This window comes from gamma proteobacterium SS-5, assembly GCA_009497875.2.
GTDB lineage: Bacteria > Pseudomonadota > Gammaproteobacteria > Chromatiales > Chromatiaceae > Magnetovirga > Magnetovirga frankeli.
In genome coordinates this window covers 2,263,699-2,276,483 of the sequence record CP032508.2, presented here as the reverse complement: position 1 = coordinate 2,276,483, position 12,785 = coordinate 2,263,699, and the positions used below count along the sequence as shown (strand labels likewise).

Below are 12,785 nucleotides of genomic sequence, written 5' to 3'. Positions count from 1 at the left end.
AGTAAAAAGAGCATTTGACCACGGAGCCACGGAGCACACAGAGAAAAAATCAATGAGTTGGAAAGCGAACATTCAACACCTTCCAGGTGAGTCTGGTCTGAGGTGTAACTCTTTGAAACAACTCTGTGATCTCGGCAACTGCTCCTGCGTTGCTCTACCTCCCCACATCCTGTGGGTCGTCGGCAACTGCTCCTGCGTTGCTCTACCTCCCCACATCCTGTGGGTCGTCGGCAACTGCTCCTGCGTTGCTCTACCTCCCCACATCCTGTGGGTCGTCTGTGTCTCTGTGGCTTAACTGAGGAAGCTAGGATGATCATTTAGAGTGAATTATCACCATCCGACGGCTGCCCGTCGATAAAGGCATCCCGCGCCTGCTTGGCCCGGCTGAAGATCTCCAGCAACTGCTCGCCATCGCCCTGGGCTATGCTTTGAGCCAGCTGTTCCATCTCGGCGGAGAATTGGCTGAGCATACCGCTCAGGGCGTCGCGGTTGGCCAGGCAGATGTCCCGCCACATCACCGGATTGCTGGAGGCGATGCGGGTGAAATCCCTAAAGCCACCAGCGGCATAGCGAAACATCTCATCGTTCTCCCGCATCCGCGCCAACAGGTCCACCAGGCCAAAGGCGAGCATGTGCGGCAGATGGCTGGTGGCGGCCAGCACCTCGTCATGGTGCTCTACGGTCATGTAATTGACCTCGGCACCGCAGGCGCGCCACATCAGATCGACCCGCGCCGTGGCCGCCGGATCGGTATCGCACAGGGGGGTGAGGATCACGCGCCGGTCCTGATACAGCTCGGCAAAGGAGGCCTCGACGCCGTTTTGCTCGGTCCCGGCAATGGGATGGCCCGGCACGAACCCCGGCGGCAGACCGCCAAAGGCCGCACGCGCATCGGCCACCACCGAGGCCTTGGCGCTGCCACCGTCGGTGACTACCGCCCCCTCTTGCAAATGCCCCTGCAGGGCGGCGAAGGTGCTGGCCATGGCCCCCAGGGGCACGGCAACAAAGACCATATCCGCCCCCACCACCGCCTCGGCCGGGTCCTGGCTGTAGCGGTCGATCACCCCCAGCTCCTGCGCCCGCTGCAGATTGCCAAGCCCCCGACCGCAGCCGACCACCTCACCCACCTGGCCGACGCGGCGCAGGGCGCGGGCCAGAGAGCCGCCGATCAGGCCGACGCCAATCACCGCCAGACGCCGGATCAACATGCCTGTAATACCCGCTTCAGGGCCTCCAGAAAGCGCTGGTTTTCCTGCCAGGTACCGACGGTGACGCGCAGATGCCGGGGCATGTCATAGCCCGCCAGGGGGCGCAGGATCACCCCCTCCCGCAGCAGGGCCTGATAGATAGGGGCGGCGGGCCGCTGCAGATCGAAACTGAGGAAATTGCCCACCGAGGGGATGCAGCCAAGCCCCAGCTCGGTCAGGCCCTGTTCCAGCTGCGCGAGACCGGCGCTGTTGCTGGCCAGGCTCTGGCGCACAAAGCCCTCATCCTCCAGCGCCGCTTCCGCCGCCACCTGGGCCAGGCTGTTGACATTGAAGGGATGACGCACCCGGCCAATGAGCGAGATCAGCTCGGCGCTGGCCATGCCATAGCCCACCCGCAGCGCGGCCAGGCCATGGATCTTGGAGAAGGTGCGGGTGACGATGAGATTGGGGAACTCCGCCAGCCAGGCGCGTCCATCGGGAAAGTCCGGCTGCTCGACATACTCGATATAGGCCTCGTCCAGCACCACCACCAGATCCCCGGGCAAGGAGCGGATGAACCCATACAGCGGCTCGGCGCCAAGCCAGGTGCCGGTGGGGTTGTTGGGGTTGGCGATGAACAGCACCCGGGTATTGGCATCCACCAAGTCCGCCATGGCCTGCAGGTCATGGCCATAGGGCATCTGTGCATGATCCGGCGGCAGGGCCGGGGCCACCCTGCCCTCGGCGCCCGCCGCCTGGGTGTAGATGGGGTACATGGCAAAGGCGTATTGAGAGAACACGGCATTGCGCCCCGGCCCGAGCAGGCTGCGCACCACCATGTCGATCACATCGCTGGAGCCGGCCCCCAGCAGCAGCTGTTCCGCCGCCAGGCCGTGCTGCTTGGCCAGCCTGTGGCGCAGGCGAAAACCGATGTCATCGGGGTACAGATGTAGCTGATCGGCCGCCCGCTTGACCGCAGCCATGGCCTGCGGGCTGGCCCCTAGGGGGTTCTCATTGGAGGCCAGCTTGAGGCTGTTGCTGATACCCAGCTCGCGCTCCAGCTCTTCAATCGGCTTGCCCGGCACATAGGGCCGGAGGGCGCGCACCCCTGGTGTGGCCAGGGCGGTAAAATCGACGGTCATGGGCAGGGTTTCCTAGAAAAGATCAGGCGGAAGATTATGGCGGATAAGCGGCGCAGAAGAAATGCGTCCCTGATTATCCCTGGAAGATGAAGGCCCTGGGCCCCCCTTTGTAAAGGGAGGGAGTTGGCCTCCCCCTTTGCAAAAGGGGGATTGAGGGGGATTGAAGAAATCCCCCCTGCCCCCCTTTAGTAAAGGGGGGGAAGTTGGTCTCCCCTTTGTAAAGGGGGGAATTTGAGTCCATCTCTATCTATCGAAGGCGAGCGGGAGAGAGTAGTTAGATCCAATCCTTGCATTCCCACCTAACCCAGCCCACAAGGGCCCCTGACAAATCGGGTGGCACAGGCTTCTTCAGCCCTTGCTTCGGACCTGATACCCTAACGCCCCTCAGCCTTTGGAGCCAGGAACCATGAGTTCAGCAGACAGACCCAAGATACTCTCGCCCATGATCAAAAAATGCGTCTTCCCCGCTGCCGGTTACGGCACCCGCTTTCTGCCCGCCACCAAGGCCATGCCCAAGGAGATGCTGCCGATCCTGGACAAACCCCTGATCCAGTACGGGGTGGAGGAGGCCATGGCGGCCGGCATGACCGACATCGGCATCATCACCGGCCGCAGCAAGCGGGCGGTGGAAGACCACTTCGACATCAGCTACGAGCTGGAGCACCAGATCAGCGGCACCCCCAAGGAGGCCTATCTGGCCGGCATCCGCCAGATCATCGACAAGTGCACCTTCTCCTACACCCGCCAGATCGAGATGCGCGGCCTGGGCCATGCCATACTCACCGCCCAGACCCTGGTGGGCAACGAGCCCTTTGGCGTCATCCTCGCCGACGACCTGTGCATCAATGACAGCGGCGAGGGCATCATGCAGCAGATGGTGCGGGTGTATGAGAAATACCGCTGCAGCGTGGTCGCCATCGAAGAGGTCGCCGCCGACGAGGTGCACAAATACGGCGTGATCGACGCCAGCCCCCTGGATGACAATGTGTTCAAGGTCAATGGGATGGTGGAAAAGCCGAGCCAGGAGGAGGCACCGAGCAACCTGGCCATCATCGGCCGCTACATCCTCACCCCGGAGATCTTCGACATCATCCGTCGTACCCCGGCCGGCAAGGGTGGCGAGTTGCAGATCACCGACGCCCTGCAGACCCAGGCCAGGGAAAACATGGTGCTGGCCTACCGCTTCCAGGGTCAGCGCTTTGATTGCGGCAGCATGCCAGGCTTCGTCCAGGCCACCAATCACTTCTACAACCGTCTGGAGAACAAGGACGACTGAGCCAGGAATGGACCAGCGCTTCAGGGCTGGAATCCGCCGTGATAAATGGCGATGATAGCCCGATAAAGCATAACCCCTAACCCCGCCCCTGAAGGAGGAGCCGATGCAGACCAAGATACTGCTGCCTGAATCCGAGATGCCCAGCCACTGGTACAACATAGCCGCCGACCTGCCCAACCCACCGGCCCCCTACCTGGGTCCGGACGGCAAGCCGGTACCGCCGGAGGCCATGCTGGCCATCTTCCCCGAGGCCCTGGTGATGCAGGAGGTCAGCTCCGAGCGCTGGATCGAGATCCCTGAGCCGGTGCGTGAGGCCCTCAGGCTGTGGCGTCCCTCGCCGCTGTACCGCGCCCATCGACTGGAGGCTATGCTCAAGACCCCGGCCAAGATCTACTACAAGAACGAGGCGGTCAGCCCGGCCGGTTCGCACAAGCCCAACACCGCCGTGGCCCAGGCCTATTACAACCAGCAGGCGGGCATACATCGCCTGTCCACCGAGACCGGTGCCGGTCAGTGGGGCTGCTCCCTGGCCCTGGCTGGGCAGATGTTCGGCATCGAGGTACGGGTGTACATGGTCAAGATCAGCTATCAGCAGAAGCCCTATCGGCGCTCCATGATGCAGACCTGGGGGGCCGAGGTGTTCGCCAGCCCCACCGATATGACCAACGCCGGTCGGCAGATCCTCGCCGCCGACCCCAACTCCAACGGCTCCCTGGGTATCGCCATCTCCGAGGCGGTGGAAGAGGCCGCCAGCCGCGCCGACACCAACTACGCCCTCGGCTCGGTGCTCAACCATGTCTGCCTGCACCAGACCATCATCGGCGAGGAGGCAAAGAAGCAGATGGCCCTGGCCGGCGACTATCCCGATGTGGTCATCGCCTGCTGCGGCGGCGGCTCTAACTTCGCCGGCCTGGCCTTTCCCTTCTTCGCCGACAAGGCGGCAGGCAAGGAAATACGCCTGCTCGGTGCCGAGCCCAGCTCCTGCCCGACCCTGACCAAGGGTACCTATGCCTATGACTGGGGCGATAGCGTCGGCCTGACCCCGCTGATGAAGATGTACACCCTGGGGCATGACTTCATGCCGCCGGGGATCCACGCCGGCGGCCTGCGTTATCACGGCGAATCTGCCCTGGTCAGCCAGTTGCACCAGGAGGGCCTGATGGAGGCGGTGGCCATCCCCCAGCTGGAGACCTTCGAGGCCGGCGTGCTGTTCGCCCGCAGTGAGGGCATAGTGCCCGCGCCCGAGTCCTGTCACGCGGTGGCAGCCGCCCTCCGCGAGGCCAGACAATGCACGGAAACCGGCGAGCCCAAGACCATACTGTTCAACCTCTCCGGCCACGGCCACTTTGACATGACCTCCTACGACCGCTACTTCGCCGGCGAACTGGACAACTACGAATACCCGGCTGAGGCCATAGAGCAGTCCCTGGCGCACCTGCCCAAGGTGCCGGGAATAGCCTAGTAAAGTAGCCACAGAGCCACAGAGATCAAAGAGATTCTGAAAACATCATCCGCTCTCTGGGCTCTGTGTCTCTGCGGCAATATCAAAATGTCCCGCTACCGTCCCCCTGCCCCGCCCAAGTCGCCCTATATCAGCCGTGCCGGTTACGACCGCCTGGCGCTGGAGCTGGATGGCCTCTGGCTGCGTCGGCATGAGGTCACCGCCGCCCTGGCGGCGGCCGCCGCCGAGGGGGATCGGTCGGAAAACGCCGAGTACATCTACCGCAAGAAGGAGCTGCGCGAGCTGGACCGGCGTATCCGCTACCTGCAAAAACGCCTGCCGGAGCTGAAGGTGGTCAGTGAGCCGCCGAGCCGTCAGGATCGGGTGTTCTTCGGTGCCTGGCTGACCCTAGAGGATGAACTCGGCAGCCTGCTTGACTGTCGTATCCTTGGCTCGGATGAGATAGACCCGGCCAACAACTGGATGAGCCTGGACGCCCCCCTGGCGCAGGCCCTGCTCGGGCGCGGCCTGGATGACGAAATCCAGCTGAGCACCCCGGCCGGACAGAAGACCTACCTGATTGTGGCGATCAGCTACCAGGCCCCCAAGCCAATTGATGCATAGCAACACTGGCCCGCCGCCGGACTTTGTGGGATCATTCCCGGTCTTTGCAGAACTTGAGAAAGCTCAATTTCCCGGCCGGGCCAGGCTGCCACTCATCTGGCTTTCCGGTTCACAGATTTACACCGAGAGGACAACAGCGCGTGACAAAGACCATCCAGACCGAGGACGCCTGGCGCGGCGAGGCCGACTGCAAGACCTGTTCCATCAGGGACTCAGTGCTTTTCTCCAAACTGGACGAATGCCTGTTTGAAAGGCTGCATCACCCCATCGAGCAGATCAGCGCAAGCCCCGGCACCACTTTGTATCGCTCCGGCCAGACCGGTGGCCACCTCTACACCCTCAGGCACGGCCTGGTGAAGCTGGTGCAGTACCTGCCCGATGGCAACCAGCGCATCGTGCGCATCGCCCGCGATACCGACCTGATCGGCCTGGAATCCCTGCTCGGCCAGCCCTACCAGCACGACGCCATCTGCCTGCAGACCTGTGAGTTCTGCTCTCTACCGGTAGATGTGGTCAGGCGCATGGCAGGCGAATGCCCGGACCTGCAGAACGAGCTGCTCAACCGCTGGCAGAAGGCCCTGAGCGAGGCCGATGCCTGGCTCACCGAACTCTCCACCGGCTCCGCCCGGCAGCGTGTCGCCCGCCTGTTGCTGCGCCTGTCCAAGCAGAACGAAGAGCACCTGTGCTATCTGTTCAGCCGCGAGGACATGGGTTCCATGCTCGGTGTCACCACCGAGACCGCCAGCCGTACCATCGCCGAATTCAAGCGCCAGAAGCTGTTGATGGACAGCGGCAAGGGCTGCTACAGCTGCAACCTGGAAGGTCTGCAGCGCCTGGCCGAGGACTGACCCCGCCCCATGAGCCCTGACCACGGCGACCCCAGCCTGGCCCAGGTCACCAAGCCGGAAGACTACAGCTGGCGCAAGATTCTAGGCATGATGACCGCGCAGCGGCCACGGCTAATCAAGGCCAACCTGATTGCCATTGCCGGTGCCCTGCTGGCGGTGCCCGTGCCCCTGCTGATGCCGATGCTGGTGGACCAGGTGCTGCTGGAAAAGCCCGGCACCCTGCTCGCCTGGCTCGATGCCCTGGCCCCCAGTTCCTGGCACGGGGCCATCTATTACATCGGTGCCGTCACCCTGCTCACCATCGTCCTGCGCCTGGGCAGCCTGGCCCTGGCGGTGGTGCAGAGCCAGGAGTTCGCCGCCATTGCCAAGGGGGTGATCTTCCGCATCCGCAGCCAGTTGCTGGAGCGCATCAACCGCGTCTCCATGATGGAATACGAGACCCTGGGCAGCAGCACCATCGCCTCCCACCTGGTCACCGATATAGACACCCTGGACACCTTTCTGGAGAGCGCCACCAGCAAGCTGTTGGTGGCCCTGCTGAGCATCCTCGGCACCGCCCTGGTGCTGTTGTGGATGCACTGGCAGCTGGCGCTGTTTTTTCTGCTCACCAATCCCCTGGTGATCTTCTTCACGGTCAAGCTCGGGCGTCGGGTGAAGCGCCTCAAGGGGGCGCAGAACAAGGCCTATCAGGAGTTCCAGGAGGCCTTTGCCGAGACCCTGGATGCCATCCAGGAACTGCGTAGCAACAATGCCGAACGGCATTTTCTCGATCGCATCATCAATAGCGCCGATCGCATCCGCCTCCGCTCCGAGGCCTTCAGCTGGCAGAGCGAGTCCGCCGCGCGCCTGTCCATGAGCCTGTTTCTCATCGGCTTTGACCTGTTTCGCGCCATCGGCATGTTGCTGGTGCTGTTTTCCGATCTGAGCATCGGCGAGATGCTCGCCTTCTACGCCTACCTCTGGTTCATGATGGGCCCGGTGCAGGAGGTGCTCAACACCCAGTACGCCTACCAGAGCGCCAAGGCCGCCCTCGCCCGCATCAACCAGCTCCAGCGCCTGCAACTGGAGCCCAGCCACCCGGCCCAGTGCGACCCCTTCAACGGGCAGAAGACCATAGGCATAGAGCTGCGCCAGGTCTGCTTCAGCTACCCCAACGGCACCCAGGTGCTGAACAACCTCAGCCTGAACATAGCCCCCGGCGAGAAGGTGGCCCTGGTGGGGGCCAGCGGCGAGGGCAAGACCACCCTGATCCAGCTGCTGCTGGGGCTGTACGAGGCCGACAGCGGCGAGATCCGCTACGGTCAGTGCCCGACCCGGCAGATGGGTCTGGAACGGGTGCGTGCCCATGTCGCCACCGTGCTGCAGAACCCGGCCCTGTTCAACGACAGCGTGCGCAATAACCTGACCCTGGGCCGCGAGCACAGCGAGGCCGAACTCTGGCGTGCCCTGGACATCGCCCAGCTGCGGCAGACCGTGGAACGGCTGGGCAACGGCCTGGATACCCTGATCGGCCGCGACGGGGTGCGCTTCTCCGGCGGCCAGCGCCAGCGCCTGGCGGTGGCGCGGATGGTACTCAAGGACCCCAAGGTGGTGATCCTGGACGAGGCCACCTCGGCCCTGGACGCCACCACCGAGGCCAAGCTGCACCAGTCGCTGCAACAATTCCTCGACGGCCGCACCGTGCTGCTGGTGGCCCACCGCCTCAGCGCCGTGCGCCAGGCCGAGCGCATCCTGGTATTCAAGCAGGGCCAGATCGTCGAGCAGGGCCGCCACCAGGACCTGGTGGCCAGCCAGGGGGTCTATGCCGGGCTGTATGCAGAGCAGTTGTGACTCAGCCGCCAGCCTTCAGCTGCCAGCTGGGACTGCGGGCGGCTGGCCTGCACTTGGCCGTTATCCACGATGGCTTTTCGCTCCCAACCTCGGCTTTCGGCTTGAAGCCGGTGGCCGATGCTGCTATACAGCAAACACACCAAATAAAGCCGAAGCCCGTGCAGGCTCAGCCTTCAGGGTATTTGGAATCACACCAAGGGGATAGACATGACCGAAACACTCGCACAGCTGTACCGGCGCTCGATCGACGACAAGGCAGGCTTCTGGGCCGAGGCCGCCCAGGGTATCGACTGGATCACGCCCTGGGAGCAGGTGCTGGATGAGAGCAACCCACCCTTCTACCGCTGGTTCCCCGGTGCCGAGCTGAACACCTGCTACAACGCCGTCGATCGCCATGTGGAAAACGGCCGTGGCGAGCAGGCCGCCATCATCCACGACAGCCCGGTGACCAACAGCCAGCGCAGCATCAGCTACCGCGAGCTACAGCAACTGGTGGCCCGCTTCGCCGGCCTCCTGCGCGCCCAGGGGGTGAGCAAGGGCGACCGGGTGATCATCTACATGCCCATGGTGCCGGAGGCGGCCATCGCCATGCTCGCCTGCGCCCGTCTCGGCGCGATTCACTCGGTGGTGTTCGGCGGTTTTGCCGCCCGCGAACTGGCCACCCGCATCGATGATGCCAAGCCCAAGGTCATAGTCTCTGCCAGCTGCGGCATAGAGCCCAACCGCGTGGTGCACTACAAGCCCCTGCTGGATGGGGCCATCGAACAGGCCAGCCACAAGCCCGATTGCTGCATCGTCCTGCAGCGGCCCCAGGCCGAGGCCGACCTGATCCCTGGCCGCGACCTGGACTGGCAGACGGCCCAGGCCGATGCGCCACCGGCCGAGTGCGTGCCGGTGGCGGCCACCGACCCGCTCTACATCCTCTATACCTCGGGCACCACCGGCCAGCCCAAGGGCGTGGTACGGGATAACGGTGGCCATGCCGTGGCCCTGCACTGGTCGATGAAGCACGTCTATGGCGTCGAGCCCGGCGAGGTCTATTGGGCCGCCTCCGATGTCGGCTGGGTGGTGGGCCATTCCTATATCGTCTATGCCCCCCTGCTCAACGGCAACACCACCCTGTTCTTCGAGGGCAAGCCAGTGGGTACGCCGGACCCCGGTGCCTTCTGGCGGGTGATTGAACAACACCAGGTGCGCACCCTGTTCACCGCCCCCACCGCCTTTCGCGCCATCAAACGGGAAGACCCCAAGGGTGAATACATCGGCAAATACGACCTGTCCGGCCTGCGCGCCCTGTTCCTCGCCGGTGAGCGTTGCGACCCGGACACCCTGTTCTGGGTCAGGGACAAGCTCAACATCCCGGTGGTGGATCACTGGTGGCAGACCGAGACCGGCTGGGCCATAGCCGCCAACTGTTTGGGTATAGAAGAGCTGCCGATGAAGGCCGGCTCCCCCAGCCGTGCCGTGTGCGGCTACGATGTGCAGGTATTCGATGAGGACGGCAACCCGGTCAAGCCCGGCGACATAGGTGCCATCGTCATCCGGCTGCCGCTGCCGCCGGGCACCCTGCCGACCCTGTGGAACGCCGATGAGCGCTACCAGAATGCCTATCTGTCGCGCTATCCCGGCTACTACCTGACCGGTGATGCCGGCTACAAGGACGAGGACGATTATCTGTGGATCATGAGCCGTATCGACGACGTGATCAACGTCGCCGGCCACCGCCTGTCCACCGGCGGCATGGAGGAGGTGCTCGCCTCTCACCCGGACGTGGCCGAGTGCGCCGTGTTCGGCGTCGAGGACCCGCTCAAGGGGGAACTGCCCCTGGGCCTGGTGGTGACCAAGGCCGGGGTGGATCGGGACGACGCCGAGCTGCGCCAGGAGCTGGTGGCCCTGGTGCGGGAGAAGATCGGCCCAGTGGCGGCCTTCAAGCTGGTGGCACGGGTGCCGCGCCTGCCCAAGACCCGTTCGGGTAAAATACTGCGCGGAGCCATGAAAAAGATCGCCGACGGCAAGGAATTCAAACTGCCGGCGACCATAGACGACCCGACCATCCTCGACGAAATCACCGAGGCCCTGCACGAGCTGGGCTATGCCAAGGATTGATTGAAAAGGGACGCAGAGGACGCGAAGAAGCGCAAAGGACGCAGAGAAGAATGAATGGGTAGGTTGGGCTTTAGCCCGACTGTCGTCCGCAAGGACGACTGTTGCGCTGCCTACGGCTGTCGGGCTAAAGCCCGACCTACAGCCGCCACCCGACGTGGGGTTACTGAGTAGGGATAAGTAGATAACTCTGCGTGCTCTGCGCTTCTCCGCGATCTCTGCGTCCTGACCTTAGACCCAATTTGACTTACACAACAGGAGCAACAGATGTCCCAATTATCCAGTCCCGGTGCGCGCTTTCGCGCTGCGGTTGAGCGTGAAAAACCGCTGCAGGTGGTGGGTTGTGTCAACGCCTATTTCGCCCGTCTGGCAGAGCGCAGCGGCTTTCAGGCCCTGTACCTGTCCGGTGGTGGCGTTGCCGCCTGCTCCTGCGGCATCCCCGACCTGGGCATCACCACCTTGGAAGACGTGCTGATCGACGCCCGGCGCATCACCGAGGTCACTGAACTGCCCCTGCTGGTGGACATAGACACCGGCTGGGGCGGTGCCTTCAACATCGCCCGCACCATCCGCGCCATGACCAAGGCCGGGGTTGCCGCCGTGCATATCGAAGACCAGGTGGCGCAGAAACGCTGCGGCCATCGTCCCGGCAAGGCCATCGTCTCCCAGGCGGAGATGGTGGATCGGGTCAAGGCGGCGGTGGATGCACGCACCGATGAGCAGTTCGTCATCATGGCCCGCACCGATGCCCTGGCAGTGGAGGGCCTGCAGGCCGCCATCGACCGCGCCTGCGCCTGCGTCGAGGCCGGTGCCGACATGATCTTCCCCGAGGCCATCACCGAGCTTGACATGTACAAGCAGTTCGTCGAGGCGGTCAAGGTGCCGGTGCTGGCCAACATCACCGAGTTTGGCGCCACACCCCTGTTTACCACCCGAGAGCTGGGCGAACAGGGCGTGGCCATGGCGCTTTATCCGCTGTCGAGCTTCCGCGCCGCCTCCGCCGCCGCCCTGCGCATCTATCAGCGCCTGCGCGCCGTCGGCTCGCAAATGGACCTGGTGGACGAGATGCAGAGTCGCGCCGATCTCTACGATTACCTGGGCTATCATGACTACGAGCAAAAGCTCGACGCCCTCTTTGCCAACGAGGAAAAGACGAATGACTGAGGCCAGCACCCCAGTATCCACCCCAGTATCTGAAGCATCCAAAAAGAAAAAGTCCGTGGTCCTGTCCGGTACCGTGGCCGGCAACACCGCCATCTGCACCGTCGGCCGCACCGGCAACGACCTGCACTATCGCGGCTACGACATCCTCGACCTGGCGGAACGCTGCGAGTTTGAAGAAATCGCCCACCTGCTGGTGCACGGCCACCTGCCCACGGCGGCGGAACTGGCCGATTACAAGGCCAAGCTGAAATCCCTGCGCGGCCTGCCCGCAGCGGTCAAGCAGGTGCTGGAGGCCATCCCCGCCTCGGCCCATCCGATGGACGTGATGCGCACCGGCGTCTCTGCCCTGGGCAGCTGCCTGCCGGAGCGCGAGGAGCACCGCACCACCGAGGCGCGGGACATCGCCGACCGCCTGATGGCCAGCTTTGGCTCCATCCTGCTCTACTGGTATCACTACGCCATCAACGGCCGGGTGATCGAGGTGGAAACCGATGATGACAGCATCGGTGGCCATTTCCTCCATCTGCTGCACGACCGGACCCCCAGCGATGAATGGGTGCGGGCCATGCACACCTCACTAATCCTCTACGCCGAGCACGAGTTCAATGCCTCCACCTTCACCGCGAGGGTCATCTCCGGCACCAACTCAGACATCTACTCCGCCATCACCGGTGCCATCGGTGCCCTGCGCGGCCCCAAGCACGGCGGCGCCAACGAGGCCGCCTTCGAGATCCAAAGCCGCTACGACAACGCCGACCAGGCCGAGGCGGACATCCGCCAGCGCGTCGCCAACCGCGAGATCATCATCGGCTTCGGCCACCCGGTCTATACCAAGAGCGACCCGCGCAACGAGGTGATCAAGCGCGTCGCCCGTCAGCTGGCCGAATCCCAGGGCAATATGAAGATGTACAGCATCGCCGAGCGCCTGGAGCAGGTCATGTGGGAGGTGAAGACCATGTTCCCCAACCTGGATTGGTTCTCCGCCGTCAGCTACCACCTGCTGGGTGTCCCCACCGCCATGTTCACCCCGCTGTTCGTCATCTCACGCACCTCCGGCTGGGCCGCCCACGTCATTGAACAACGCCTGGACGGCAAGATCATTCGCCCCAGCGCCAACTACGTCGGGCCGGAAAACCTGCGCTATGTACCTATAGAAGAACGCCAGTAATT

At 63.8% G+C, this 12,785-nt stretch carries 10 protein-coding genes; 8 read left to right on the top strand and 2 right to left on the bottom strand.

All coding sequences use genetic code 11. The features are described from left to right. Positions 1 to 317 precede the first annotated feature (317 nt). Both D5125_15645 and D5125_15640 read right to left on the bottom strand, forming a co-directional pair. Complete coding sequence (locus D5125_15645; protein ID QFY91194.1) at positions 318 to 1,205, bottom strand: prephenate dehydrogenase/arogenate dehydrogenase family protein; 888 nt, start codon at positions 1,203 to 1,205, stop codon at positions 318 to 320. Beyond that, entirely contained in the window at positions 1,202 to 2,329 is a 1,128-nt protein-coding gene (locus D5125_15640; protein ID QFY90778.1) for a histidinol-phosphate transaminase, read from the bottom strand. The genes D5125_15645 and D5125_15640 overlap by 4 nt, the downstream gene beginning before the upstream one ends. A 442-nt stretch (positions 2,330 to 2,771) precedes the next feature. Between D5125_15640 and galU the strand changes: the two genes are divergently transcribed. The 8 genes from galU to prpC all read left to right on the top strand — a co-directional run bounded on the left by galU (position 2,772) and on the right by prpC (position 12,783). Beyond that, positions 2,772 to 3,605: a UTP--glucose-1-phosphate uridylyltransferase GalU gene (gene galU / locus D5125_15635; protein ID QFY90777.1), complete on the top strand. Its 834-nt coding sequence runs from the start codon at positions 2,772 to 2,774 to the stop codon at positions 3,603 to 3,605. 103 nt (positions 3,606 to 3,708) lie between these two features. Beyond that, positions 3,709 to 5,067: a TrpB-like pyridoxal phosphate-dependent enzyme gene (locus tag D5125_15630; GenBank protein QFY90776.1), complete on the top strand. Its 1,359-nt coding sequence runs from the start codon at positions 3,709 to 3,711 to the stop codon at positions 5,065 to 5,067. 87 nt (positions 5,068 to 5,154) lie between these two features. Beyond that, positions 5,155 to 5,670, top strand: a complete 516-nt coding sequence (gene greB / locus D5125_15625; GenBank protein QFY90775.1) for a transcription elongation factor GreB — start codon at positions 5,155 to 5,157, stop codon at positions 5,668 to 5,670. A 140-nt stretch (positions 5,671 to 5,810) separates the two neighbouring features. Beyond that, on the top strand, positions 5,811 to 6,518 hold the full coding sequence (locus tag D5125_15620) for a Crp/Fnr family transcriptional regulator (protein QFY90774.1): 708 nt from the start codon (positions 5,811 to 5,813) through the stop codon (positions 6,516 to 6,518). Positions 6,519 to 6,527: 9 nt separating this feature from the next. Next, positions 6,528 to 8,348, top strand: coding sequence for an ABC transporter ATP-binding protein (locus tag D5125_15615; GenBank protein ID QFY90773.1), 1,821 nt, complete (start codon positions 6,528 to 6,530; stop codon positions 8,346 to 8,348). Positions 8,349 to 8,555: 207 nt separating this feature from the next. Further along, positions 8,556 to 10,454 carry a propionyl-CoA synthetase gene (locus tag D5125_15610; GenBank protein ID QFY90772.1) on the top strand — a complete coding sequence of 633 codons (1,899 nt, stop codon included), beginning with the start codon at positions 8,556 to 8,558 and terminating at the stop codon, positions 10,452 to 10,454. A gap of 264 nt (positions 10,455 to 10,718) precedes the next feature. After that, positions 10,719 to 11,615, top strand: a complete 897-nt coding sequence (prpB, locus tag D5125_15605; protein QFY90771.1) for a methylisocitrate lyase — start codon at positions 10,719 to 10,721, stop codon at positions 11,613 to 11,615. After that, a complete protein-coding gene (gene prpC, locus D5125_15600) occupies positions 11,608 to 12,783 on the top strand; it encodes a 2-methylcitrate synthase (GenBank protein QFY90770.1) in 1,176 nt (391 codons plus the stop codon). Before prpB ends, prpC begins: the two co-directional genes overlap by 8 nt. The last annotated feature ends 2 nt before the right edge of the window (positions 12,784 to 12,785 follow it).

What these genes read in the sequence shown, in the direction of transcription:
- greB (QFY90775.1), top strand. Translation starts at nt 5,155, where the DNA reads ATGTCCCGCTACCGTCCCCCTGCCCCGCCCAAGTCGCCCTATATCAGC.
- D5125_15640 (QFY90778.1), bottom strand. Translation starts at nt 2,329, where the DNA reads ATGACCGTCGATTTTACCGCCCTGGCCACACCAGGGGTGCGCGCCCTC.
- D5125_15615 (QFY90773.1), top strand. Translation starts at nt 6,528, where the DNA reads ATGAGCCCTGACCACGGCGACCCCAGCCTGGCCCAGGTCACCAAGCCG.
- prpB (QFY90771.1), top strand. Translation starts at nt 10,719, where the DNA reads ATGTCCCAATTATCCAGTCCCGGTGCGCGCTTTCGCGCTGCGGTTGAG.
- D5125_15630 (QFY90776.1), top strand. Translation starts at nt 3,709, where the DNA reads ATGCAGACCAAGATACTGCTGCCTGAATCCGAGATGCCCAGCCACTGG.
- galU (QFY90777.1), top strand. Translation starts at nt 2,772, where the DNA reads ATGATCAAAAAATGCGTCTTCCCCGCTGCCGGTTACGGCACCCGCTTT.
- prpC (QFY90770.1), top strand. Translation starts at nt 11,608, where the DNA reads ATGACTGAGGCCAGCACCCCAGTATCCACCCCAGTATCTGAAGCATCC.
- D5125_15610 (QFY90772.1), top strand. Translation starts at nt 8,556, where the DNA reads ATGACCGAAACACTCGCACAGCTGTACCGGCGCTCGATCGACGACAAG.